The sequence below is a fragment of the Alistipes finegoldii DSM 17242 genome (assembly GCF_000265365.1).
GTDB lineage: Bacteria > Bacteroidota > Bacteroidia > Bacteroidales > Rikenellaceae > Alistipes > Alistipes finegoldii.
This window is the reverse complement of the sequence record NC_018011.1, coordinates 835,895-860,380: the sequence shown is the minus strand read 5'-3', so window position 1 is coordinate 860,380 and position 24,486 is coordinate 835,895. Positions and strand designations below refer to the sequence as shown.

31 protein-coding genes and 1 tRNA gene are annotated in these 24,486 nt (G+C 57.4%); 24 read left to right on the top strand and 8 right to left on the bottom strand.

Annotation, left to right across the window (positions count from 1 at the left end):
• Window positions 1-167 precede the first annotated feature (167 nt).
• From ALFI_RS03925 to ALFI_RS03885, 10 genes are all read left to right on the top strand, one after another.
• Window positions 168-2,021 carry a hypothetical protein gene (locus ALFI_RS03925; protein ID WP_244265003.1) on the top strand — a complete coding sequence of 618 codons (1,854 nt, stop codon included), beginning with the start codon at window positions 168-170 and terminating at the stop codon, window positions 2,019-2,021.
• A gap of 1 nt (window position 2,022) precedes the next feature.
• Entirely contained in the window at window positions 2,023-2,880 is an 858-nt protein-coding gene (locus ALFI_RS03920; protein ID WP_014774858.1) for an AAA family ATPase, read from the top strand.
• Window positions 2,881-2,891: 11 nt separating this feature from the next.
• Window positions 2,892-3,536, top strand: a complete 645-nt coding sequence (locus ALFI_RS03915) for an ATP-binding protein (RefSeq protein WP_014774857.1) — start codon at window positions 2,892-2,894, stop codon at window positions 3,534-3,536.
• A 9-nt stretch (window positions 3,537-3,545) separates the two neighbouring features.
• On the top strand, window positions 3,546-4,007 hold the full coding sequence (locus ALFI_RS03910) for a hypothetical protein (protein WP_014774856.1): 462 nt from the start codon (window positions 3,546-3,548) through the stop codon (window positions 4,005-4,007).
• A 1-nt stretch (window position 4,008) separates the two neighbouring features.
• Window positions 4,009-4,335 carry a hypothetical protein gene (locus tag ALFI_RS03905; protein WP_014774855.1) on the top strand — a complete coding sequence of 109 codons (327 nt, stop codon included), beginning with the start codon at window positions 4,009-4,011 and terminating at the stop codon, window positions 4,333-4,335.
• A gap of 11 nt (window positions 4,336-4,346) precedes the next feature.
• A complete protein-coding gene (locus ALFI_RS16860) occupies window positions 4,347-4,547 on the top strand; it encodes a hypothetical protein (RefSeq protein ID WP_155835631.1) in 201 nt (66 codons plus the stop codon).
• Window positions 4,548-4,560: 13 nt separating this feature from the next.
• Entirely contained in the window at window positions 4,561-5,238 is a 678-nt protein-coding gene (locus ALFI_RS03900) for a hypothetical protein (RefSeq protein ID WP_014774854.1), read from the top strand.
• Window positions 5,239-5,410: 172 nt separating this feature from the next.
• Window positions 5,411-5,821, top strand: coding sequence for a hypothetical protein (locus ALFI_RS17745; RefSeq protein WP_014774853.1), 411 nt, complete (start codon window positions 5,411-5,413; stop codon window positions 5,819-5,821).
• Between the two features lie 60 nt (window positions 5,822-5,881).
• A complete protein-coding gene (locus ALFI_RS03890) occupies window positions 5,882-6,400 on the top strand; it encodes a host-nuclease inhibitor Gam family protein (protein ID WP_014774852.1) in 519 nt (172 codons plus the stop codon).
• 304 nt (window positions 6,401-6,704) lie between these two features.
• Window positions 6,705-6,950 (top strand): hypothetical protein, encoded by a 246-nt coding sequence (locus tag ALFI_RS03885; RefSeq protein WP_014774850.1) that lies wholly within the window; start codon window positions 6,705-6,707, stop codon window positions 6,948-6,950.
• A 35-nt stretch (window positions 6,951-6,985) separates the two neighbouring features.
• Here ALFI_RS03885 and ALFI_RS03880 read toward each other — a convergent pair whose 3' ends face one another.
• Window positions 6,986-7,546, bottom strand: coding sequence for a hypothetical protein (locus ALFI_RS03880; protein WP_014774849.1), 561 nt, complete (start codon window positions 7,544-7,546; stop codon window positions 6,986-6,988).
• The gene (locus tag ALFI_RS03875; protein WP_014774848.1) at window positions 7,543-8,004 is read right to left on the bottom strand and encodes a phage virion morphogenesis family protein; all 462 of its coding nucleotides are present in this window, start codon (window positions 8,002-8,004) and stop codon (window positions 7,543-7,545) included. Before ALFI_RS03875 ends, ALFI_RS03880 begins: the two co-directional genes overlap by 4 nt.
• Before the next feature lie 56 nt (window positions 8,005-8,060).
• Here ALFI_RS03875 and ALFI_RS03870 point away from each other — a divergent pair, with 56 nt between their 5' ends.
• Window positions 8,061-8,327: a hypothetical protein gene (locus ALFI_RS03870; protein WP_014774847.1), complete on the top strand. Its 267-nt coding sequence runs from the start codon at window positions 8,061-8,063 to the stop codon at window positions 8,325-8,327.
• On the opposite strand, the gene ALFI_RS03865 is transcribed toward ALFI_RS03870, so the two are convergent.
• The 6 genes from ALFI_RS03865 to ALFI_RS03840 form a co-directional block, all read right to left on the bottom strand.
• Window positions 8,317-9,804 carry a phage head morphogenesis protein gene (locus ALFI_RS03865; protein ID WP_014774846.1) on the bottom strand — a complete coding sequence of 496 codons (1,488 nt, stop codon included), beginning with the start codon at window positions 9,802-9,804 and terminating at the stop codon, window positions 8,317-8,319. The two genes, ALFI_RS03870 and ALFI_RS03865, sit on opposite strands and share 11 nt — an antisense overlap.
• A 92-nt stretch (window positions 9,805-9,896) precedes the next feature.
• Complete coding sequence (locus tag ALFI_RS03860) at window positions 9,897-11,135, bottom strand: phage portal protein family protein (protein WP_014774845.1); 1,239 nt, start codon at window positions 11,133-11,135, stop codon at window positions 9,897-9,899.
• Window positions 11,136-11,168: 33 nt separating this feature from the next.
• Window positions 11,169-11,588, bottom strand: a complete 420-nt coding sequence (locus ALFI_RS03855; RefSeq protein ID WP_014774844.1) for a phage protein Gp36 family protein — start codon at window positions 11,586-11,588, stop codon at window positions 11,169-11,171.
• Between the two features lie 3 nt (window positions 11,589-11,591).
• Window positions 11,592-11,822: a hypothetical protein gene (locus ALFI_RS03850; RefSeq protein WP_014774843.1), complete on the bottom strand. Its 231-nt coding sequence runs from the start codon at window positions 11,820-11,822 to the stop codon at window positions 11,592-11,594.
• Complete coding sequence (locus tag ALFI_RS03845) at window positions 11,816-13,348, bottom strand: hypothetical protein (RefSeq protein ID WP_014774842.1); 1,533 nt, start codon at window positions 13,346-13,348, stop codon at window positions 11,816-11,818. Before ALFI_RS03845 ends, ALFI_RS03850 begins: the two co-directional genes overlap by 7 nt.
• 2 nt (window positions 13,349-13,350) lie before the next feature.
• Window positions 13,351-13,824 carry a terminase gpP N-terminus-related DNA-binding protein gene (locus ALFI_RS03840; RefSeq protein ID WP_042493226.1) on the bottom strand — a complete coding sequence of 158 codons (474 nt, stop codon included), beginning with the start codon at window positions 13,822-13,824 and terminating at the stop codon, window positions 13,351-13,353.
• A gap of 141 nt (window positions 13,825-13,965) precedes the next feature.
• On the opposite strand from ALFI_RS03840, the gene ALFI_RS03835 reads away from it, so the two are divergent.
• The 13 genes from ALFI_RS03835 (at window position 13,966) to ALFI_RS03770 (ending at window position 24,483) form a co-directional block, all read left to right on the top strand.
• Window positions 13,966-14,038 (top strand) — tRNA-Met (locus tag ALFI_RS03835).
• Between the two features lie 76 nt (window positions 14,039-14,114).
• Window positions 14,115-15,047: an HK97 family phage prohead protease gene (locus tag ALFI_RS03830; RefSeq protein ID WP_014774840.1), complete on the top strand. Its 933-nt coding sequence runs from the start codon at window positions 14,115-14,117 to the stop codon at window positions 15,045-15,047.
• Window positions 15,048-15,076: 29 nt separating this feature from the next.
• Window positions 15,077-16,168 carry a hypothetical protein gene (locus ALFI_RS03825; RefSeq protein WP_042493225.1) on the top strand — a complete coding sequence of 364 codons (1,092 nt, stop codon included), beginning with the start codon at window positions 15,077-15,079 and terminating at the stop codon, window positions 16,166-16,168.
• 4 nt (window positions 16,169-16,172) lie between these two features.
• Window positions 16,173-16,655, top strand: a complete 483-nt coding sequence (locus tag ALFI_RS03820) for an N-acetylmuramoyl-L-alanine amidase (RefSeq protein WP_014774838.1) — start codon at window positions 16,173-16,175, stop codon at window positions 16,653-16,655.
• A gap of 225 nt (window positions 16,656-16,880) precedes the next feature.
• Window positions 16,881-17,483, top strand: coding sequence for a hypothetical protein (locus ALFI_RS03810; RefSeq protein ID WP_208854101.1), 603 nt, complete (start codon window positions 16,881-16,883; stop codon window positions 17,481-17,483).
• Window positions 17,484-17,493: 10 nt separating this feature from the next.
• Window positions 17,494-17,964 carry a hypothetical protein gene (locus ALFI_RS03805; RefSeq protein WP_014774836.1) on the top strand — a complete coding sequence of 157 codons (471 nt, stop codon included), beginning with the start codon at window positions 17,494-17,496 and terminating at the stop codon, window positions 17,962-17,964.
• Window positions 17,964-19,130: a DUF2586 family protein gene (locus ALFI_RS03800; RefSeq protein WP_014774835.1), complete on the top strand. Its 1,167-nt coding sequence runs from the start codon at window positions 17,964-17,966 to the stop codon at window positions 19,128-19,130. The genes ALFI_RS03805 and ALFI_RS03800 overlap by 1 nt, the downstream gene beginning before the upstream one ends.
• An 18-nt stretch (window positions 19,131-19,148) precedes the next feature.
• Entirely contained in the window at window positions 19,149-19,592 is a 444-nt protein-coding gene (locus ALFI_RS03795) for a hypothetical protein (protein WP_014774834.1), read from the top strand.
• A gap of 18 nt (window positions 19,593-19,610) precedes the next feature.
• Window positions 19,611-19,994 (top strand): hypothetical protein, encoded by a 384-nt coding sequence (locus tag ALFI_RS03790; protein ID WP_014774833.1) that lies wholly within the window; start codon window positions 19,611-19,613, stop codon window positions 19,992-19,994.
• 212 nt (window positions 19,995-20,206) lie between these two features.
• Complete coding sequence (locus ALFI_RS03785) at window positions 20,207-22,339, top strand: phage tail tape measure protein (protein ID WP_014774832.1); 2,133 nt, start codon at window positions 20,207-20,209, stop codon at window positions 22,337-22,339.
• A complete protein-coding gene (locus tag ALFI_RS03780) occupies window positions 22,339-22,953 on the top strand; it encodes a DUF6046 domain-containing protein (protein ID WP_014774831.1) in 615 nt (204 codons plus the stop codon). Before ALFI_RS03785 ends, ALFI_RS03780 begins: the two co-directional genes overlap by 1 nt.
• 25 nt (window positions 22,954-22,978) lie before the next feature.
• Window positions 22,979-23,938, top strand: coding sequence for a hypothetical protein (locus ALFI_RS03775; RefSeq protein WP_014774830.1), 960 nt, complete (start codon window positions 22,979-22,981; stop codon window positions 23,936-23,938).
• A complete protein-coding gene (locus ALFI_RS03770; protein WP_014774829.1) occupies window positions 23,935-24,483 on the top strand; it encodes a hypothetical protein in 549 nt (182 codons plus the stop codon). The genes ALFI_RS03775 and ALFI_RS03770 overlap by 4 nt, the downstream gene beginning before the upstream one ends.
• The last annotated feature ends 3 nt before the right edge of the window (window positions 24,484-24,486 follow it).

The window sequence follows — 24,486 nt, the reverse complement described above, 5'->3', positions numbered from 1 at the left end:
GTTAAACAATGGAAGTTTACAACAATAGGCTATGCGCAACGTATGACGACTTTGCCGGAATCATCAGTTATGATGCGATACAAAAGTCGGTACAGCGTGGTAGAATCGAGCAAGTCCGCCGTGCCTGCAATGGGACGGAGGCTCTGTTCGCCGTGGATAGCCTGCCTGTGAAATACAAAAACGAGGTTTACCGCCGCTACCCCGATCTGCAAGCGCAGGCCGCGAGCAAGGAGTTTATCGACGAGATCGTTCCGGATGGTGTTGCGATGAACTTCTACGCGGAGTATAAAATCGACGGCACCCGCGGCTTGGACTTCACCAAGCAGCAGGAATACGCCTATAACGCCGCGATACTCGAAGCGTTCCACTCACGGCTCGACCGGGCCAACTCGCAGCGCATGCGCGTCAGCAAACCGCGCGTCAAGAAGTCCGAATTTTGGGCGAAGGCGGCAAAGGCGCTGCCCCGTATCGCCGACCGATTCCCGCACTCGCTGCCCGAAAATCCGCGCCGTTTGCAGGAGAAATTTAACGAGTTCTTCCGGGGCGGTAAAGCGAACTATGAGGTGCTGATCTCCGGCAAGTTCCAAAATGCGAACGCCGCGAAAGTCGAGAGCGACGATCAGAAGGCCACGATACTCAAATTGATTTCCGACCCCCGCAACCTGAACGACAAGCAGGTCGTGATGATCTACAATGCCGTTGCCGAACAACTTGGATGGAAGACGATCACGGAACGCCCCGTGCAGGAAATGCGCAAAAAATACGGGCTGGAAACGGCTGCCGGACGCTTGGGCGCTTCGGAGTTCTACAATAACCGCTCGATGCAGGTGAAACGCCGCCGCCCGGCGTTGCCGCTCTACATGTGGAGCCTCGACGGCTGGGATGTGGAGTTGTATTTCCAGCGGACGGCCACCGACAAGAACGGCTATACCGTCACGACCTACTCGAACCGTCTCACCGTGGTTGTGGTCCTCGACCCTTGTACGAACTACCCGATAGGCTACGCCATCGGCGAGCAGGAGAACTCGGCGCTGATAAAAGAGGCTGTTCGCAACGCCGTGAACCATACAGCCGAGCTGTTCGGCCAGCGCTACCGGGCCAACCAAATACAGAGCGACCACTACGCAATGAAGGCCATGTTCCCGATCTATGCGGTCGCTGGCGACAAGGTGACGCCCGCCCGCGTGAAGAACGCCAAGTCGAAACCCGTCGAGCGTTACTTCCGTTCGTTAAACGAGGGCTACTGCCAACTGTGCCGCAACTGGTCGGGCTTCGGTATCACCTCGGACAAGAAAAAACAGCCGAACGCCGATGCGCTGAACGCCTACCGCAAGGAGTTCCCCGACGAGGCGGGCTGCCGGATGCAGATCGAAAATATCATCGAGGCGGAACGCGCCGCTAAGCGTGCCGACTATCTGAAACTGTGGGCCGAGGTTCCCGAAAACCGCCGTCTGCCGCTATCGACGGAGCAATACCTGCTCAACTTCGGCGCGGAAACGGGCTACAAGAACGCCCTCGAAGGTTCGGGACTGAATGTGAAACTGCTCGGCGCCCGCAGGTCTTACGACTGCTTCGACCTGCGTTTCCGGCAGTACGCACACATTCGCTGGAACGTGAAGTACGACCCGGACAATCTCGACCAAGTGCTGGCCGTGAGCGACGACGGTGCGCTGCGGTTCATGCTCGAAAGCAAATACGTGCAGCCGATGGCGCTGGTGGAGCGGACCGAGGGCGACGCCGCGGAGCTCGCGCGGGTGAAGCAATACAATACGCATTTAGAGGACTACGCCAAAGGGTTCATTGCCACAGCGGACAAACGAGTCGAGCAACTGTTCGCCCACAACCCGCAACTCGACAACCCCCTTGCCCGTGCGGTACTCTGCGACTCACGAGGCCAGCACAAGGACCAGCGCAACGCCCGGCGGCTCGCGGCCGTGAATGTGAAGGAGATCGAGGTTAAGACCGTCGAGGAGATCGCCCCGAAACCCATAAAGAAAGAATCAATATTTAATCTCTACTGATATGAAAGACACCGAAAAACAAGCCATCGCGGACCTGCTGAAAGCGTACTGCGATTTGAAGGGCAGCCAAAACAAGGCCGCCGCATCGCTCAACGCCGTAAGCGCCGCTACAATCTCGCAAATCTTCAACGGGAACTGGGAGTTAATCACCGAGGAGATGTGGCGTAATATCGCGGCGCAGATCGGTTACGACCCGCGCAAATGGGTAGTTATACAGACTCAAGGTTATACCCGCATGTATGACCTGCTCCAAGATGCGCAAGAGAACGCGCTGGTGCTGGCCGTGACGGGTGATGCCGGGTGCGGCAAGTCGCAGGCGATACAGACATACGCCCGCCAGCACCGCGACGTGTTCGTGCTGTCTTGCTCAGAGTATTGGAACCGCAAACAGTTCTTCGCCGAGTTGTTGCAGGTGATGGGCGTCGAGGCTACGGGCAGCACGGTTGCCGAAATGGTTTCCGAGGCCGTCTACAACCTCAAACGCAAGGCTACGCCGATTATCGTCATGGACGAGGCCGACAAGTTGAGCGATCAAGTTCTGTACTTTTTCATCAGCCTGTACAACAAACTCGAAGATCAGTGCGGCATCGTCATTTGCGCGACCGACTACCTCAAGAAGCGCATCACGCGCGGCGTGAAGGCAAACCGAAAAGGCTACAAGGAAATCTACTCGCGTGTGGGGCGAAAGTTTATCCCGATGCCCGTCGTGAACAACGAAGATGTCGCCGCTGTGTGCATTGCCAACGGCGTCACGGACCGGGCGACCATCGAGGAGATCATCGACGACTGTGAGTGCGATCTGCGGCGCGTGAAACGGCGTGTTCACGCAGCGAAAAAAGAGGCTTTAAACGGCAATTAAACGCTCTTTAAATGGCAAAGGCGATCAGCAACAAGAACGTCGCGGATGCGAAATTCAACCCGGCCCCGTTCGAGGGCGCGTTCAAGGCGGCCCTCGGCCGTCCCGAATTAAAGGGGTCGTGGTTGATTTTCGGCAATTCCGGTGTAGGTAAAACGACGTTTGCCCTGCAACTCGCCAAGTACCTCACGAACTTCGTCGATAAGGTGGCCTTCGACTCCCTCGAACAGGGGTTGTCGCTCTCGCTGCAAAAGGCATGGAACCGGGTCGGCATGGAAGCCGTCGGGGCGAAGGTGATCCTGCTCGACAAGGAAGGCATCCCGGAACTGCGGGCGCGGCTGGCGAAGCGCAAGAGCCCGAACGTGGTAATCATCGACTCGGTGATGTGTCTGATCGGGCTTCGGATGTCGGATTATCAAAAGCTGGTGAACGATTTCCCGAACAAGCTGTTCGTGTTCCTCGCGCACGAGGACGACAAGGGCAAACCGTCGCCCGCCATCGCCGAGAAAATCCGCAAGTTGTCCGACATCAAGATGCACGTCGAGGGGTACAAGGTTTTCACGACGACGCGGTTCGAGGACCGGGAAAAGGGCGAAGGCGGCGAGGACTTCGTGATATGGGAGGAAGGCGCAGCGGAATATTTGGCAAACATTGAATAACTGAATAATATGGCAACAAGTGTAATGGAAAAACAACAGAAGTGGCTGCTTCGGCAGTTTCACACCCTTTGCAGCAGGCTGCGCCTGTCTGCCGAGGAGAAGGCCGCGATCATCGAAGGCTACGGCGTCGAGAGTTCTGCGGACATCAACAACGACGATCTGATGAACATCTGCCGCGCACTCGAAAAGCGGCTTGACAGCAACGCTGTGAAACTCGACCGCCTGCGTAAGCAGGTGATCGCGGCCATCGGCGGCTGGCTGCGGATGCAGGGCAAGCCGGAGAACATCGCCGACATCAAAGCGATTGCGTGTCGGGCCACGAAGTCCGACAACTTCAACCGCATTCCTCCCGAACGGCTGCGCAATGTCTACAACGCCTTTCTCAATAAGCAGAAAGATTCCCGCATGATCGACGAGCTGGTAAGCATGGCGATCTACTCGCAGAGTGAACAACGACAAATACCTAACTGACATGACAATCACACAAGAACGATTTCTCGAACAATTCGCCCTGCGGCTCGTCGATAAGGGGTTTATACGTGTAAACTTCCGCCGCGCCGTTGTACTGGAAAAGCGCATAACCATATCCGAGGGCATGGACTGCAACGTGCATGTATCGTGGCTTCCCAAGTCATGGCCAGTTGTCAAGGTTCAAATCCGTATCGGCTCTATTTTGCTTCCGTATGATGTGACCGTCGGGTTGCTGATGGACTACAAAGGAGGCCCGGATGAAATTCTCGCTCAACTCGTCAGAAATACAACGGAAGGTTTTGCCGACATCATCATCAAACAACTATAATCCGCAGAACTATGGCAAGAGTGATAATAACCCAATCATTGATTGTTGAAGATGACTTTGACGATGAACTTATTGCAACAGAAGAATTGCGCAAGATAATGGCAGATTTTTTAACCACGAAAATACGGTCAGATATGCTGAAAAGCGGACGTGAAGTGAAATTATGCCGCTGTGAAATACGACTGAAAGACGAAAAACCCACTGTAAATTAAATTTCATACCACTATGAACGACAAATCAATCATCGGTTTCGGCTACAAGCCGAACTTCGCAAAGGCCGTGTGCCTTAAAACGAACAGCACAACCCGTCTCGGCGACGTGGAGTACAAAATCATCGCCGACCCCTACGAACGGGAATTTGTAGAACTTGAACCTGTGCCGCTGTCGCTATTCGGCGAAAAAAAGAAAGTTCTGCATACGGAGATGGCCGTAAACGTCCTCGACTCGGTTACAGGGCTGACCTATGCGGTTGAGTATGCACCCGCAAACCTTATCCGTCCGCCCAAGGAGTACAAATGGGGCGACATTGAAATCCTCGTCGGGAATCGCCCCCTTCCGGTGGCGACGATTGACATTGCCAAGGAAAAGAAACCCGGCAAATCAACGGACTTCATCCAGCGGATGAAGGAGATCATCAATGAATTGGAAGCGATGATCGATGCAGACCCGGACTTCGAAAAGGATTGTGGCCTCGGCATTTTCGCAATGCGCAAAGCCACCGATGGGAAAGCACACACCGGAGTATCGTTCATCTGCGGCGCTGAAAAAAACGTCGTGGATAGTCTTGTCGCCGCAGGTATGAAAGGTCGGAACGACAAGGTCATTAACGTTCTCGACAAAGCGCGGCGGAAGGCCCTTTACCAAAGGGTAAGCCGGAATTTAATCAATGAACTTTATGGATAGCGCTATCTTGAAAAATCAGTTGATGATTATGAAGGCCCTGCTGCCTCTTGTAAGCGATAAGCAATTAGCAAACGATTTGCGGGGGGCAGATAATATGCACAGAAGCATTGATTCTGGCCATAGTATGACATAGCAAACAACTGAAAAATTAATCCACAAAAAAGGAAACATTATGAAATTATTTGCATCATCGAACGGCTACGACGGTAAAACGACATATTACGCAACCGGGTGGATTGCCATTGTATTGGTCATCTGTTGTTTGGTTGCAGCTCTTTTGGTCGGCTGTCCCTCCTACAATGTTTGGCAGCAGGAAATGGCCGGAAAAGCCGAGTTTGCCAAGGCGGAGCAAAATCGCCGCATCCGGATTGAAGAAGCGAAAGCCAATCTGGAAGCCGAGAAACTCAACGCGCAGGCGGAAATCGAGCGGGCGAAAGGTGCTGCCGAGGCTATCCGCATCGAGAACGGGTCAATTACACCGACCTACATTCAATACCTGTGGGTACGCCAGCAGAACAACGTCCCCAGCAAGGTTATATACATTCCCACGGAGGCGAACCTTCCAATTTTGGAAGCGAAATAACCAACGGTCAAATCGGCCCCGGACAAAAAAGGCAATCGAACAATTAAAACAACGAATTTTATGGCAAAAAGAGCAAAGAAGATCATCGTGTCGGGCATCACGCGCGAACAGATGGAGGAAGCTTTCGGCCGTTACGCGACAGCGGACGCCGATGTGCAGAGTATCAACGCGGAAATGGACAAGGAGTTCGTCGCCATTCGGGAGCGGAACGCCGAACGGCTCGCGGAGCTGGAGCAGCAGAAAGCCGAGTCGTTCGAGGTCATGCAGGTATTCGCCACGGAACAGCGCGAGGTGCTGTTCTCGAAGCGCCGGAGCATGGAAACGACGCACGGCGTTATCGGCTTCCGCACAGGCAACCCGCAACTCAAACCCCGCCGGGGCTTCACATGGGCGGCCGCGCTGGAACTGGTCCGGGAGTTCCTGCCGTCGTACATCCGCACCGAAGAAGCGATTGCGAAAGACAAACTCCTTGCTGACCGTGAAAACGAGGAGATCGCTCCGCTGATGGAGAAGTGTGGCATCATCGTAGGCCAAGCCGAAACATTTTATGTCGAACCCAAAAAAGAGAAGGAGGATTAAGCCGAATGTGTAAAACGCGAGAGTACCGCAAGGCAACCGTCGAACTGTGCCGAAACTGTGGCGGCCGGGGGCAAGTTAGTGATGATGTATTATATACCGCATCCGGCCCCGCAGGAGTCTCGTCCGTCTGTTGTCCGATTTGCAAGGGCTTCGGCCGTGTCTGGAAAGTGAACGAAGGAACGGTTCGCATCGAGCCGTTCACGGGCCAAGACAGACAGCAGGAATAAAAAAACTCGCCGACCGAAATATCAGCCAACGAGTCAAAAGGTGGAAGTTTTGACAAAGATAGCGATATTTTCGGAGAATGGGCAAAAAAGGTGTAAAAAGGAATATCAACACGCTGCGACGTATCAAACTGGTTTGCGACATCGTGAACGAACATTACGAAGCTGGTGTATTGAAAAAGTGCTACAAGGCAGTATGGCGGGAGCATGTCTACCCGGTGTACCCGATGTGTTACCGCACGTTCCTCAATTACATTTCCACCCCGCCCAAAGAGTTGAACGAGGCCGAAGAAGCCGAACGCCAGCGGCAACTCTCGCTATTTTAACAACAACCCCCAGCCATACGGCCGGGGGTTGTTCGTTACTGGCCCGGCCGCAGCTCGAAACGCTGCACCGACGATGCGGTTCCGGGAATCTTGCACCCCGACGCATCCCGGCAGAAGGCGACCCAGCTTTCGATGTCATCGCAAACCTGTTCGTGGTTGTGGTCGGTTGCAGATTCGGCCTGCCGGAACGTCCCGGCCTGCCGGACGCCGTCGTCGAAACTGAACGAGAGTAGGGCCTGCGTCACGCCGTTGATGATGTCGAAGCGTTCGAGGGCTTTGTCCTGATAACGTCCGCCCGCCTCGGCCGTGGCCGCCGTCGCGGTAACGACATGCAACCGCATCAGAATATCGGCCTCTCGCACTTTATGCCCGCCGTAATTCCAGCGGATGGGGTCGTATTCGACCAGCAGCGCAGGTGTTGCGAACGGTCGCTGTTTGACAAGTTGCAGGATGTTCTCGTTCCACATGTCGAAGTGCTGGAACACGGGGCGCTTGCCTTTGCGTTTATCGGCATCCGGCTCGAAGGTCGGCTCGCCATCCACGAAAACAATCTGTTTTAGCCTTTCTTCGAGGGCCAAATAAAGGGTCTTTCTCATATCTTGGTGATTTTGGTAAGGTCGCGGCTGATGCGTTCGAGGTGTCGGGTCATAATGTCGGCGATGGCCCGCTGCACCTTCGCGTGGTCGCCGATGAACTGTCGTTGCGGCATGCGCATCATCCGGGAGTGCGCCCGCACGATGGAGCGACGTCCGCGCACGTTGCGGTAATGGGCCGGGACGTTCTGCCGGAACACGCCGCCTTCGTTATGCAGGGCAGTATAGGGTTTGTCGGAGGTGAACACGACGCTGCGGCCGCGCACCTGCGCCCGGATGCCGCGCCGCATCGCCCCGGTCACGATCAAGATCGTGGGACTTCCGCCCTTCGAGTAGACCTTCTTCGGCCGCCATTTGGCCCCGAAGAATCCCTGCTCGCGGAAGTTCTGATCGAACATTTCCGCCAGCTTTACCCGCATGTCGCTCAACACGCGGGGCATGAGATCAATATTTCTCGGCATTTATTTTGTTTTCACATTGAAAACCATTACTTTTGCGAAAACGCATCATTTATCCAATGGACTACGGTAATTTACAGCTCCGGAGCAAGTCGTTCCTCGACTTTACTACCGACCCTGCTGTCCTCGACGAGATTCTCGGCGGGCATAGCAAGGCCGACAAGGAGGACTTTATGCAGTCGTTAAGTCCGGATAACGCTCCTATGTCCGAGCAGAATCGGGCCATTACATTCATGGCTTTCGCTGAATTTTGCGAGGACAGGCAACTTGCGGCCGCCATCGAGGCCGAGTTCGGCGATGAATACCGGGCTGTCTTCAACGAATAGACTCCACGTATTTCTGTAACATATCCTCGCCGAACATCAAGCAGCCTTTTACAATCCGTTTCACCTCTGACCTTTTCAGTTTCGTCCCGTCTGCTTTGAGTGCGCCGCTTTGCATCAGCGCATTCACCAATCCCGCATCCTGCTCGGCGTATGGTTGGCTGAACAGATGTTCCCGGACAGCAGAAAGAACCTCCTCGGCATCCGCCCCCGTCAATTCAATGACTTTACAATAATTACGCACCCACCTATTATATCCCGTCGATTGGCGGTCGGCCATAAATTCGGGATGTTGCATCTTTCCGCCTACTCCTTCGTAGAACTCCGGCAGGGTCTTGCGCGCTACGAACTCGTTTGCTAACTCCATATATTGAGTCTGTAAAGATGTCATGCGCATGTTTCCCGGCTTGTTCCGGTTGTGGGTGATCTCGTGCCAAAAGGTCGCCAGCGCATCGGCCTCGTCGAAGGTGATCTCCTTCCCCTGCCGCAGCTTGGTGAGTCCGGCCAGCACGTTGTCGAGCCGTGCCTTCGTCATGGCGATCAATCCCCGCATATCCGTGTATCCGTTCACGCCGCGCTCGGTCGTCGATATTAACGAATTGAATCCGCGCTCGAACCATGCCCGGCGCACCTCGGAGGCGTTCAGGAAATCGACGACTTCCTGCGGGGTCCGCAGCTCGACGGCCATCTGCTCGACGGCCTTCTTCACCTTCGCCGGGGCTTTTCGGTATGGGTGCTTCGCGGGGAATATTTCGAGGGTCTTGCCCGCGTTGAACCGGAACATCTGCGCCTTCGGGGTCCGGGTGTACTCGTCGCCTATGGCCGTGGCCTTGTCGCTGTCGGAGCGCGGATAGTCGTCGCGCAAGACCTGCACGACATTACAACGGCAGTTCCAGCCGTTGGGCGGCAGGTAGCGCTCCCAAAACTTGTCGCTCGGCGGCAGGGTCACGCCGTCGAGCTGGCGGTGCGCCTCGCGGACACGTTCGTCGCCAGCCGTGCGGTATTGCAGATCGTACTGGTCGCCGTCCTTTTCCCACTCGTGCCATTTCACGGCCATCTGTGCGGAGTGGACGGCGTGATTGTATTCGGCATAAAGGTAATTGCCGTTATACTGTCCGTCGATGGCCTTCACCTCGTTGTAGAAATCGGGCCACGATTTGGTGCTGCCATCCTTGTTGGTGAGTGACAGCCCGACCTCGGAAAGCGAGTGATAGGTTTTCAGCCCGGAGAAGATGAACACGTTGTTCCGCAGCGCCGCCGTCAGTTCGGGCGGTGTTTCGTGCGACACGGTGATCGTCGAACCGAGAACACGGTTCGTCTCGTCGATCAGCGCACGCACGGGCTTACTTTCGAGCATCTCCGGGGTGAAGCCGCCGCTGTTGTAAACATAACGCGCCGCCGTGTCGAATCGGCCATGATCGAAATCGGGCTTTTGGACCGCTTTTAGCGTCAGTTCTCCCGGAGCGTACAAGTCCGCCATCGCCTGGCGCAAGAGAGCATAATGCGCCGATTTCGCGGCATGCGTGGCGGTTTTCGTTTCGGGACTGTCCTTGCCGCCGTCGGGGTCAGTCCCTACTCGAAAAAACCGTCCGCACGTTTGGCGGTAATGGGTATCTTGTAGCGGTCGATGAAATACTGCGGGTCCACGTCGTAATACTGCAAAACGACGCGCTCCATTTCCCGGCGCTCGGACGGCGTGAACGAGGCCGCCTCGTCCCAGTCGAAAATCAACCCCTGCAACGGAAATCCGTGTTCGATCATCAGGGGAATGAGCTTGTCGTTTACGATATTCTTCACCATCGTTGCGTCGGCTGCACAGACGTTGCCGAACACTTCGAGATGCACTTCGCTCTGCGAGAGTGACGAGCCGCTGTCGATGGTCATCGTTTGGTTCAGTACGCCCTTCGACATTTCGGAGTTCGCCCGGTCGATTCGCTTGTCGTAAACATTGAAGGCATCGCCCCGGCTCGACTCTTTGATGTCGATGTCGGTTCCGTCGGGGAACAGTCCCCATGCAGCCGCGCCCATGTTCGCCAGCATCGACTCGATGCGGCTGCGCTCGGACCCGGTCTGCGCGGCGGTCTTAGCGATGCGGATGGGCATGCCGAAAATTTCACCGAACACATCCCAGTAGGCCAGCATGTTCTTCTTCGAGAATGCCTGCGGCACACATTTGAGCAGCAGGCCGAGATCACGGGGTTTGCCGACCTCGACGCACCACTTTTCAAGTCCACCCGTGCGGTAGCTCACGCCCTGCTGGGGATCGTCGCCCGCATCCTTCACGATGACGCCGTACTCCTGTATAACGTGCTTGCGCGGCACAAGCGATACGTCGGTGAAGGTGCGCACGCCGTTCACGGTCGTAACGTCGCCCAACTGAATGAGCGAGTGCCCCCAATAACGGGACTCAAGCACATAGCTCACGAAGTCCGCGAACCATTGGCGCTCGAAAATCTTCATTGCCGTATCGTCCTCTTTCCCGTCCTCGGTTTTCAGCACGAATTTCTTTTGCAGGGTCTTGCCGTCCCGCTGGCCGATGCAGCCCGTGAGGTGCAGGTCGATCAGCGCGTCGGTGTAGCAGTCGTAAAGTCGGCCGCGCTTGGGGTTCTCGACATTGAGCGCCATCTGCCATGCCTGCCGCCATGTCGCAATATCTTTCTGCGAGAGACGTGCCGCAACCTCGTTGAGCTGGATGAGGACGCCTCGCTTCTGCTCGATGGTTTTGGCCGCGCGGGCGGCAGCCATCAGGGACTCGTATGTGCGTGATTCGAAATCGGGAGCCGCTTTTCGAGCGGCCTTGTTCTTACCCATTCAATCGGTGTTTAAACGGTGTTTGAAAGGTTTTTAATAGGTGTATTTACGGGCGGGCAGGGAGCCGAAGCGCACCGGGTTCTGCGGGTCCTCGCCGTCCTCGGATTCATACAGCGGCAAGTCCGGCATGGCCTTGCCGCTCTGTACGTCTTTGAGCCATGCAATCGCATTGTTGTACATGGTCTCGCGTTGCTCGTTGCCCATGAACTGCGGTAGCGACTGTCCGAGGTAGAACAGGGCGATACTCACCGTGACGCGCACGAGCATCGCATTTCGCTTGTCGCCCGTTTGTGCAAAAGCCTTCGCCGTGTCGTAACGGGCGCGCAGATAGCCTTCCACTTCTTCCTGCGCGCTCCGTTCGGCGTCGCGGCGGGTCTGCTCGTCGCTCTGCGTGATGATGTCGAGGGTGTCGTCGTTGCAGACGACCTTGTAATCCCGATCTTCGAGAAACATTCGCTACTTGGTTTTATAGATGGCAATGGCCGCGATGTCGGCGACCTTCACGCCACGGCGGTAGACCTGCTCGGAGATCAGCGTGCGGATGCGCTTTTTGGACACACACAGCGGACGGCCGCCGAGGGTGATTACAAACTGTTTCTTTCCGGTCCGGCGTTTCCGTTCGTCGGCGATGCGGATCTGTTTTTTGAGTCGGTGCTGGAATACCAGCGCCCTGAATAATTTTACCATAAATTTTTAGCTGATATATGCCTGTACCCGACCGACGGCGTGAACGCCTGTTGTCGGGTGTGCTGTTGCAGTTTGTAAATGGCCCCTTCGTCGGCGTCGGGGGCGTCGTCATGGCCCGACATGCCTTTCTCGAAGCATAAGGTCTGATCGAGTCCGGCCAGCATATCGGGGTCGTTCCGTTGCTTGGCGTTGTAGTACACGAAGCCGCGCTCCCACAGGGGCGAGATCGCCTCGATGCGCTGGAACTTGTCGGGTTTCTTGCGGCGGTCGGCCCGGATGGGCAACTGATAGCCGCGGATGTTTCCCTCGCGGGTGAACTCGTCGAGGATGATGTCCTGCAAAAAGTTGGCTTCGATGTAGTATTCGGCTACGGCTTTTTCGGGCATCCGTTCGTGCAGGTCGTACCACCAGCGCACCATTTCGGAGACGGAACATTGCCGGACGAACGCCGCGAGGCAATGCAGCTCGGTTCCGGCCTTGCCCCACAGTTTGATGGCCTTGTAGTCGTTCTTGGAAGAACTTTTGAACGACGGGTCGCAATAGGCCACGAGATAGTCGTACTTGTCAAGCGGCAGCGGGTTCTTCCACCGGACCCACTCCTGCCGGAACACCACGCCCTCGGTGATCGGGTTGTTCATGTACTCCTTTTGGAAGGAGCGGTAGCCCATGAAATCGGCCATCTTCTGCACCTCCTCGCGCGACCACTTCGCGGCCCATGACACGTTACCCTTCTTGTCGAGGATATTCACCTGCGAGACGTGTATACCTTTGGCCTTCGCCATCGCTGCCAGCACAGAGTTCTTGCTGATAAGGTTGCCGACCATGATGAAGCGTCCGCGGCCGCCGTCGAGCGTTCCGAACAGGGCTTCCTTCACCCAATTCACGAGCCGCTTCACACGTGCCTCGTTCCCGCACAGTTCGTCGTCGTCGAGGTCGTCGATGACGATATAGTCGGGGCGGCGGCTTCGGTAGCGCAGGCCGCGCGGGGACTGCCCGCGGCCGCGGGCGAAGAAGGCGCAGCCGTCGGCCGTCACAAACTTGCCGTCCTGCCAATCGCCTGCGTTATACTGCACGCCGAAGTCGGCGATATATTGCTGGTTGTATTGCAGCTCCGCCTGCAGGTCTCCGAGCAGCGTTTTGGCGTTCTCCTCGGACTTGCCAACGAGGACCATTACGTTGATCTCGCGCGGCTCCTGTATTTTCAGCCACAGGGGCATGAAGATGTCGAAGTGCGTACTCTTGGCGTGACCGCGTGCCCACTTTTCGACTCCTTTATAGTTCGGGTCCTTGCGGACGCGGTTCGCGGCCTCGATGTGAAACGGGGCGCACTCGGTATGTTTTCCCGTCGCCGGGTCGTCGGTGTAGTGCGGGAAGTAATGGTTTACGAAGAAGTTGTAGTCGGTCCGGGCACGCCTGATGCGGGCCTGCTTCTCGGCTGGCGACTCCGGGCGAACGGTCGTCCGCTCTTTTACGAAAATACACCATTGCCGCCACTCGGCATAGGTTTTTACAACATTGTTGCCCATCGTTATTGTACTTTACCTATACTGAGCTGCTCGACGACGAATTTGTTTTGCAGATCGTTTACGACTTTGCGGAACTCGGCCGTGACATCGGGGTCGAACTCCGCGCGTTGTTCGAGCCAGCGCCCGAAGGACATGAAGCACTCCATGTAATCGACGACGGACACGTCTTTGTCGAGGGTTTTTATGGTGGCGGCCATCTTCGCCAGTTGGTCGCTGCTACTCCCGACCGCCGTGGGGTCGGAAGAATTGCCGAGGTTCTCGGCGACTTTGTTTATAGAGCGCAGTACGTTGTTCACGACTTGTTTCCGTGTCAGCGATTGCGCTACTTTTTTTTCGGCCCAGCATCCAGCCGCGACCCACGCGCCGATGGTGTTCTTCGACACGCCGATCTTCTCGGCGATGATGTTCTGCGGCGTGCCCTGCATATACAGAAGTTCGGCGAACTCCTTCAATTCTCCGGCGATTTTCCTACCCATTCATACGAAAAAAAATGATGCCCTGCGAGGGCGTTCGACGGGGCAAAGTTGCGCCATAAACAGAAGTATGTAAAATGAAGTGTAAGGTTTTTACACTCCGATTGTTACGCCGGATTTAGCCCTGCATCTTTGCATCCGAATCGCGGGGTGGAGCAGTTGGCAGCTCGTGAGGTTCATTCCCTCAAGGCCGCGGGTTCGAGTCCCGCTCCCGCTACAAACCTTTTTTGCATCCGAGGCCGACCGACCCGCCGACGTTCTGTCGGCGGTGTCCGAGGCCGAAAAAAAACTGAATGGCAAGAGAAGCAGTCATTACCAGCAACAGCGTGAACGCCTACGGCACGCGAGTCCTGACCGAAGGTCTCGACATTTCGCAGTATGAGAAGAACCCCATCGTGCTGTATATGCACAAGCGAGGTATTCCCATCGGCACGATGAACGACCTGCGCGTCGAGAACGACCGACTGTTCGGCACGCCGCAGATCGACGGCGACACCGACGAGGAGAAGGTAATCGCAGCCAAATGGGAGCGCGGCACGCTGCGCATGCTGTCCGCAGGTATCGAAATCCTCGAATGGTCGGACGACCCGCAGAATGTGGTGCAGGGACAGACCCGGCCGACGGTCACGCGCTCGAAACTCGTCGAGGTGTCAATCGTGGACGTGGGCGCGAACGACGACGCCTTACAGGTTCGCCTGTACAGCGGCGGCAAGCTGCTCACACTCGCGCAGGGCGAAGACAACGACCTGCTGCCGCTTCTCAAACCCGACAACGACGACAAACCCCAAAACAAGATTTTTCAGATGAATGAAATTTTGATGTTGCTCGGCCTTCCGACTACGGCGACCGAAGCAGACGCAGCAACCGCAATCCGGGCGCTGAAAACCGAGAACGAGACACTCACGCTGGCCCGCATCACCGATGCCGTGACGGCGGCGAAGGACAATCGTCAGATCACCGAGGCGCAGATGCCGAAGATGATCGAACTGGGCAAGAAGGCCGGCATCGACACGCTGCGCGACACGCTGGCGATGATGACGCCCGCATCCAAGCCGATGGACTTCATCGACGGCGGCAAACCGCAGGGCGGCAACATGACGCTCTCGTGGGACAAGATGTCCGACGAGCAGAAGATCGAGCTGCGCGAGCAGAACCGCTCGGAGTACATCCGGCTGTACAAGGCTCACTACGGCTTCGCGCCCAACTTCACCAACTCCCTCAAGTAGATTCACCTCTAAACATTCCCTTTTTCTGAATGAGAAAATTCCTTCTTGCCCTTTTGGGCATGCTCGCAGCGCTCGGTGTCAATTCCGCAGTCGGAGCCACCATTGCCTGCGTATTCGACTTTAACCCCATTGCGGGCATCGCGGCCGTGAACGGCATGTCGGCGGCCTCTGCGCTGTGCGGCGGCTTCATGCCTTCGGGCGTGCTGGCCGCGGGTATCTATCCCGAAGCATGGACGGGCGAACTTATCAAAGCCTTCCGGACAGCCGCGGAAAGCATCGGCTGGTACAATGCCATTCGCGCCTACGACTCGTATGTGAAAGCCGACGCCATCCACTTCGTCGATGTCGGTGCGGACCCTGAAATTTTGGTAAACAATACGACCTACCCGCTGACCGTACAGGAACTCCCCGACGGTGACAAGTCCGTGCAGCTCGATAAATTCCAGTCGCGCCCGACTCCTATTACCGACGATGAACTGCATGCCATCGGTTACGACAAGATGGCCCTCGTGATCGAGAAACACAAGGACATGTTCTTCGAGAAGAAGTACTCGCGGGCCATCCATTCGCTGGCTCCCGCGGAGAACACGGCCAAGACCCCGGTTATCACAACCACGGGTGACGTAACACCCGACGGTCGTAAAAAACTGATCCGCGCGGACATCGTGTCGCTGAAAAACAAGTTCGACAAACTGCGAATCCCCAAAGAAGGCCGCATCCTCGTACTGTGTGCCGACCATGTCGCCGACCTGCTGGAGACGGACCAGCGCTTCGAGAAACAGATGTACGACTACACCACGGGCAAGATCGCCAAGATGTACGGCTTCGATGTGTACGAGTACGACGAGTGTCCCTACTACGACACCACGACGCTCAAAAAGAAGGCGTTCGGCGCGGTTATCGGCGACAACGACCGTCAGTGTTCGGTAGCTTTCACGACCAAGCGGGCGATGCGTGCCGACGGCTCGACGAAGTCCTACCTGCGCCCCGCCGATCTCGACCCGGAGAACCAGCAGAACATCTTCTCGATGCGCACGTACACGATCTGTCTGCCGCTGCGTAACGAGGGCTTCGGCGCCATCGTGAGCGCAAAAGCAGCATCGGAAACCCCTGCGGCATAATACAATGAAAAAGGCTCTGCAATATCTGGTCATTCATTGTACCGCAACCCCCGAAGGCCGGGAAGTGTCCGCCGCCGATATTCGGCGGTGGCACACGGCCCCCGTGTCAGAGGGCGGCCGGGGCTGGCGTCAGGTCGGATATACAGACCTTTTCCACTTGGACGGCACGGTGGAGCGGTTGGTCGGGAACAACGAGGACGCATTCGTGGACCCGTGGGAAATAACAAACGGCGCGGCTGGTTACAACGGTGTGGCGCGGCATATTGTTTACGCTGGCGGCTGTGCCGCCGACGGCAAGACGCCGAAGGACACCCGAACACACGCGCAGAGGAAGGCGCTCGAATGCTACGTTATCTACTTCCACGAGAAACACCCGAATGTGAAAATCGTCGGCCACCGCGACCTGCCGGGCGTCCGTAAAGCCTGCCCGTCGTTCGACGTTGCGGCATGGCTTAAATCTATTGGAATCGAATGCCCGCAGAAATAATCCTCGCCCTTATCGGCATAGCCGCGACCCCTGTGGCTGCGTGGCTCTCGTCCCGGCTTACCCGGCAGAAGTACGACACCGAAATTGCGAAGCTGCGGGCGGAGGTTGCCTCGGCGAAGGCCGACGCCAACCGCAAGGAACTGGAAAACGCCCGGCTGGGGAACGAGATCATCATGCAGAATATCGTGCGACCGCTCGAAGGCCAAGTAAAACGACTCAACACGAATGTTTCACGACTGGAAAAGGCTATCGGCAAGGTATCTACCTGCCCTCACGCTGCTGAGTGTCCTGTTATTCTCGAATTGCAGTCCGCAGAAACGGCTTGCCAAGACGCAGGAACAGCGGACAAATAACACGCATGAGCAGTTCGCCGCCGATCGGGAGATCACGCGAGACAGCATCTTCTTTCGGGAGTTGTGCGAGGCCCTGCGCGAGCAGCTCGCCATCGAGCGGACCCGCAACCGGACCACGGTCGAGGATGTCGAAACCGTCACACGGGAGTACGACACAAGCCGCCCGGCCGACACGCTGACCGGCAAGCCGCCCCTGCTGCGGGAAACGACCCAGCGACGCCTCCGCTCCGACTCGGTGCAGGATTCGAGCCGCCTGCGGCAGACGCAGGCACGCGACACCCGCACGGCGACCGGGAGCATGACGCAGGAACAGGACCAGCTACAACTCCGCAGGGAGTCGGACCAGCAGACGGCGACCGACACCGCGACCACGACCAAGAGCCGCCGCGGTCTTACATGGTGGCAAAAGGCCCTTTGTTTCGTGGGCCTGCTGTCGCTGATATACATTTTTTACCGCTTTTTCAAGAACAAGTAACCCATCCACAATGGCAAACAAGAATACGAAAGCCGCGTCCCGCAAGGCCGCAGCGAAACAGAACCCCGAACAGGTCCCGGCCGAACAGCCTGCGGACATCGTACCCGATCAGCCGCAGGCCGACCCGGAACCGGACGGCAGCGAGGCTCCAGAACTGGCTTCCGCTTCGACTGAGCAGCCCGACACAGCCCCCGCCTCCGAGCAGGTTCCGGCCGAACCGTCGGCCCGGTCCGAGAAAGAAGCTCCGGCAAAGAGTGCCGCACGCAGTTCGGGCAAGGCGTCTGCCGCAAAGAAGACCATCCGCGACACCGCAGCGCAGGCCGTGGCAAAGCAGGTGTTCCGGAGCCACCCCGACAAACAGACGGTCTATGTGACCTCGGACGGCACGCCCTTCTTCGTGAAGTGCGACGCCGACAACCACGGCCACACCCTCGACGACAAGCTCGTCGTCGCAGTTACCAACGAAAACTACAAAGCCTAATGCAGTCTTTGAAATTCATCCGCACCAACGGGAACATCCCCAAGAAACTGGCAGGAGAAGATCATATCTCCGGACTGGTGATCTATTCGGCCGCGCTGCCTTCGGGCTTCTCCGAGAGCGAGCGCATCAAAGCCGTTTCGACCATCGAAACGGCCGAGGCGTTGGGTATCACGGCGGACGCTGACAACTGGGACATCCGGGTCCTGCACTACCAGCTTTCCGAAATCTTCCGCGTCAATCCGGGCATCAGCCTGTACGTCGGCATTTTCACCAACCCCGAAGGAGCCAACACCTATGCCGAGGTCAAGAAGATGCAGAACTTCGCCGACGGCCGACTCCGGCAGCTCGGCGTATGGGACGGACGCACACCCCTCGCGGCCGACAACCTCACGGCCCTGCAAGGGGTCGCTGCGACGCTCGAAGAGCAGGATATGCCGCTGGGCATCATCTACGCTCCGAAGGTCTCGGCCGTGGCATCGCTGCCGAGCAATCTCGCGGGTGACAAGGAGCGCGTATGGACGGTGATCGGGCAAGCCGGAAGTTCAACGGGCGCAGCGTTATATGTCGATGCAGAAAACACGGAGAAAGCCTCCGTTTCGGGTCTTGGCGTGGTCCTCGGCATCGTGTCGCTGGCCGCTGTTCACGAGTCTATCGCGTGGATCGAGAAATTCCCGACGGGCGTCGATGTCCCGGCCTTCGGTGACGGCACGCTGCTGAAAACGCTGGACCGCGCCGTCGTCGAGGCGCTCGACAAATCGCGTTACCTGTTCTTCGTGACCTACTCCGGACTGTCCGGGTCGTACATGAACGACTCGCACACGATGGACGCCCCGACGAGCGACTACGCCTACATCGAGAACGTCCGCACGATGGACAAGGCCGTGCGCGGCATCCGCACCTACCTGCTGCCGAAGCTCGGCGGCAATGTCTACATCGACAAGACTACGGGGCAGTTGCAGACTCACAGCGTGGAGTTCTTGCAGACCACGGCCCAGAAGGCCCTTGAAGATATGGAGAAGGCGGGCGAGCTGAGCGGCTACGTGGTCGAAATCGACCCCGATCAGAACGTGCTTTCTACGTCCGAAATCGAGTTCGTAATCCGGCCTGTCGGCGTCGGTGTCGTGCGTCGCTTCAAGGTGAAAATCGGCTTTGCCGAGAGTGTCTAACCTCAAATCCAACACAGAATGAACATCAGAAACGGAGTGCCGCTGATTAACGGAGTGGAACCTGCTTGGGGCGACATCGTCGCCGCAGCGAACGGCGTGCCGTTCGTCGGGATCACCGCAATCAAATACGGTGACAAGCAGGATGTGCAGAACAACTACGGAGCCGGACGGCATCCCGTGTCCCGTTCGAAGGGACGCATCACACCGTCGGCGTCGATTACCCTCTACAAAAGCGAGATCGTGGCTTTGCAGCGGCAGGCCCCGAACGGCCGCCTGCAGGACATCGCCCCCTTCGACATTACGGTCTCCTACCTGCCCGAAAGCGGTATCATCACGACCGACAAGATTCGAAACTGCCAGTTCGACGAGAACAAGGTAGACTGGAAGGAAGGCGATCTGAACCAGCAGGTCGAGCTTCCGCTGATCCCCTCGCACATCGAGTGGGGCCAGCCGAAGGTATAACCCAATCATCAATCAACTATGGAAAATAAACAGGAACAGGAACAGAAAGCCAAGGAACTGGCTGCCAAACGTGCCAAGTATCCCGTCCTCGACGGCGGTGTCACGGACGAAATGCGCCAGTCGTGGAAACAGGCCAACGGCCGCGTCGTTACGGTAGATGTTTTTGACGACATGGCCGAGGAACACCATGTCGCTTATTTCCGTCGTCCAACGATGGATGTAATGTCGGCCGTTAACGCCGTGAGCAAGCAGGACGAACTGAAAGGTGCGGACACGATGTTTAAGAACTGCTGGCTCGGCGGCAGCCCGCTCGTTCAGAGCGATGCGATTCTCAAAACGTCGGCCCTCGGTGCGCTGGGCAGTTTGTTCGCCACCTGCCACACGGAAATAAAAAACTTGTAGGGGCGCACACCCTTTCGGACATCGAGGACGAGCAGACGATTACGAAGGGGTGCGCCCTGATCCGGGCGAACTTTCACATCGACCCCGGCACGCTGACCTATGACGAGTGGGCGGGACTGTATGAACAGGCTGTATGGCTGGAACGAACGCGCCTCCTCGCGCTCGGAAAACTGTTAGAGAAACTTTTTGCGGAAGAACCAAAAAAGTAGTGAATGAGCAGCTACGCATTTAACTATTCCTTCAATATCACGGGCAACTGCGATGTTGTCGTGCAGGGCATCACGCAGGGCGTGAAGGACCTGAACGACAAAATCCACAAGTCCGTCGGGCTGTGGGATAGCTTCGAGGGCAAGCTGCTCGCACTAAATCAGTTCACGCAGTACATCGAGGGCGTGGGCCGCACGATGCAGGAAACCCTGCAGCCGGGTGCTGCGCTCAACGCTTCGCTGGCCGACCTCTCGGCCATATCGGGCGAAACGGGCGAAAGCCTGCGGACGATTGAAGGCTACGCCCGCGATACGGCGAAGGCGTTCGGCGGCTCGGCGGCACAATCCGTCGAGTCGTACAAACTCCTGCTGTCGCAGCTCTCGCCCGAACTGGCGAAGTACCCCTCGGCGCTCAAAGCGATGGGCGACAATATCGCCGTTCTGAGCAAGACGATGGGCGGCAACGCCACGGCTGCGGCCGAGGTGCTGACGACGGCCATGAACCAATATGGGGTGTCGCTGGCCGACCCGATGGAGGCGAGCCGTCAGATGGCGAAGATGATGAACGTCATGGCCGCCGCCGGACAGGCGGGGTCCGCCGAGTTGCCGACGATCAAGGTCGCGCTGGAGCAATGCGGTATGGCGGCCAAGGCGGCGGGCGTGTCGTTCGAGGAGACGAACGCGGCTATTCAGGTTCTCGACAAGGCGGGTAAGAAAGGAGCCGAAGGCGGTGTCGCGCTGCGTAACGTCATGGCGATACTTTCGACCGGGCGCTTCCTGCCCAAAGACGTGAAGGAGGAACTGACGGCGGCGGGCGTGAACATCAACGCGCTCACCGACAAATCGAAGTCCCTCACGGACCGTCTAACCCCGCTGAAAAAGGTACTCAACGACACGGCGCTGTTCACGAAGTTGTTCGGCCGGGAAAACAGCAACGCGGCAATGGCCCTCGTGCAGGGCATCGACGAAGTGACCCGTTACGAGTCGGTGATCACCGGCACGAACACGGCCGTCGAGCAGGCGGGGATCATCATGGGAAGCTACAACGAACGACTCTCCCGCGTGCGGGCCAAGTTCGACGATCTGAAAATCTCGCTGTTCAACGCATCGGGCGACTGGGGGATTTGGGTCGAGGTCGTGGTAGGTTCGCTTGTGCCGCTGGCGCAGATGACACCGCTGTTGCTGGGCATCGGAAAAGGCATCGTCTTCATCCGTTCTTTGAATTTCGCCGGGATGTGGCACGGGGTGATCGGCGTGATGGGCCGGGCCATCTTGTCGCTGCAAATGTATAACGGCTATTTGAGCATCGGTAAGGTGCAAGCGCTGGGATTCATGCGCAACATCATGCAGGCGACCGTCGCCACGCTGCGCTTTGCAACAGTCGGGATATGGTCCGGCATCAAAGCGATAGGGGCCTATGTTCTCTCGCTGGTGACGGGCGGTGCCGCGTCCGTCACGTTCGCGGGTATCGCCTCGGCGGGCTTCGCGGCGTTCAAGACGGCGGCCGTGACTGCGTGCCGGGCCGTGGGTGTCGCTATTATGAACATCCCGATCATCGGATGGATTGCGGCCGCCATCGCTGCGCTGGTTGCCGTGGGCGTCTACTTCTGGAATACGTCCGTAAAGTTCCGGGCCACGTTGAAAGGGCTTTGGGCCTCGTTCAAAGCCGTGTTTACGGGTATTTGGAACATGGCAAAAACCGTGTTCGGCGGTTTGGGCGACCTGATCGTCGCAGCGTTCAAGTTCGACGGCAAGGGCATCCGGGCCGCCATTCAGAAAATGAAGGGCGGGTTCTCGGACTTCGGGGCCGAGGTCGGCGGAGCCTTCACGAAGGCTTACGACGCGGAGATCGCCAAGTCGAAAGCGGACGCCGCAGCCAAAGAGCAAGCCTCGTCAGGTGTCGAAACTACGAACCCAACCCCGACCCCCAACCCCGACCCGCTGGCCGGAGGACTGCAAAGCATCGGGACCACAAGCGCAAAGGCCGACAAGGTCCGTAACATCACCGTGAATATCGAGAGGCTGATCGACCGCTTCGAGGTAAACACGACCAATATGCGCGAAGATATGAGCCGGGTGAAGGAATTGGTCGCCGAGGCCGTTTTAAGCGCGGTGAACGACGTAAACCTTGCAATGTGATGGGGAATTTAGGAGTGATAAGTTTCGGGTTTGTGGCCGCGGGCGTCGCACAGCAGGCACGCTTTGCCCTCTGCCGCTTTCAACCCTCGCAGCAAAACGCCAAAGCCCCGTCATGGGAAGGCCACGGCGGAGACATCGCGGGGCACGACCTGTCTGTGCCGATCACCGACCGCAGCTATTGGGAGAGCCGTTACGTGCTTACCGAACTGACGCTGCGCCGCGAGGATGGCCGCACGCTCGTTGTGAACGACGCAGTCGTGAATATCTCACGCGAGAAGCACATGGTCCGCACGACGCTCGTCGGGCTGAGTGGTACGATCAAGGAGTACATCTCCAACGGCGACTATGACATCAGTATAACGGTGGGGATTGTGGCCGTGCGCGACGGCGTGATCGTGGACGAATACCCGGAGGAGGGCATCCGTGAAGTCCGAGAGTTCCTCGACGAGAACAAGGCCATCGAAGTGTCGAGTGTGTTCTTCGAGCTGTTCGACATCAGCCGTATCGTGGTGACGCGATTCGCGCTGAACCAAGACACGCACTCGAACCGTCAGACTATCGACGTGAAGGCGTTGTCCGACGAGGACTACGTAATCAAAAACACCGACTATTAAACACCGTTTAAAGGGCCTTTAAACAATGTTTCGGCTGACTGCGAAAATTGAGATCAAAAGTGCGAAGACGTGGCGGTTCGACAAGGTCGCCGGGGTGGAGATCACCCGCGACATCGACACGCTCACCGATACGTGCGTCGTGACGCTGCCGAAAAAAGTCCGCTGGCTGGGCGAGAATTCCATGCCCATCAAGCGGGGCGACGAGGTATCGGTGTGGCTGGGGTATGACGGCGAGCTGCAATTCGCTTTCCGGGGTTTTATCACGACGATAGGGCTGAAAAATCCCACCGAGATACATTGCGAGGATTACATGTTTCTGTTCAAATCGCGGGATGCGAAGAAGATCGCCTACAAAACGGCCACCATCGAGCAGGTTTTGCGCGATCAGAATCTCGGCGTGAAGTATAAGGTGTTCGGCGAACAGCACATCGGCCAGTTCCGCGTCACGGCGAACACCGTCACCGAGTTGCTCGGACAGTTGAAAGATCAGGGCGGCATCCGGTCGTTCTTTCGCATCGAGGACGGTGAACCCGTGTTGTATTGCGGGGTGCTGTTCGAGCGGGACACGAAGTGTAAGCAGGTGTTTGCAACCGGGGTGAACCTGATCGACGATGCACAACTCGACGTGCAGAACGCCGCCGACGTGAAGATCAAGATACGGGCAATATCCCTGCGGCCGAATAACAAACGGATTCGCGTCGATGTCGGGGATGCCGACGGCCAGCGCCGCACGCTGCACACCTACAATAAGGATGAAAAGGAGTTGAAGGCATGGGCCGAGCAGGAACTCAAACGACTGAAACGCGACGGGCTGGCCGGGTCCTTCACCACCTTCGGGGCCGTGCTGATCGACAAGCTCGACAACATCGGAATCAAGATCGACGGTGTGTGCCGGGGCATATATCAGACGGATAAGAACGTGATAAAATACGGGACGGGCGGGTTCCGGCAGGAGATAACAATCGGATTAAGGGTAGCGGAATGACACTCAAAGAGGCTATACGGGTTCTCGCCATGTCGGGGGCCGAGTTGTACTGTAAGATATGCACGGTGGACGCCGTGGACGAGCAGGCCCGGACGGTGGACTGTACGCCCATCGACGAGAGCGCCCCGCTCGTGGGCGTGAACCTGCAAGCGTCGCAAGACGGCTCGGTCGGGGTTGTGCAGTTCCCGGCCGCAGGCAGTTACGTTGTGGTGGCCTTCATCGACCCGGCCGTGGCCGTGGTCGTGCTGTGCGACCAGATCGACAAGGTGCAACTCGACATCGGCCGGACATCGGCGACGGTGACGGACGAAGGCATTACGCTGAACGGCGGGCGTCTGGGCGGTTTGGTTATATCGGGAAAGACCGCCGGAAGGCTCAACGCTTTAGAGAACGACATAAACGAGTTGAAAGCGGTATTCTCGGCATGGGTTCCCGCGGGAACAGACGGCGGCGCGGCTCTCAAAACTGCGGCCACGGCATGGGCGAGCCGACAACTGACACAAACCGTCGCTGCGGAGCTGGAAAACGACAGCGTGAAACATTAGGAC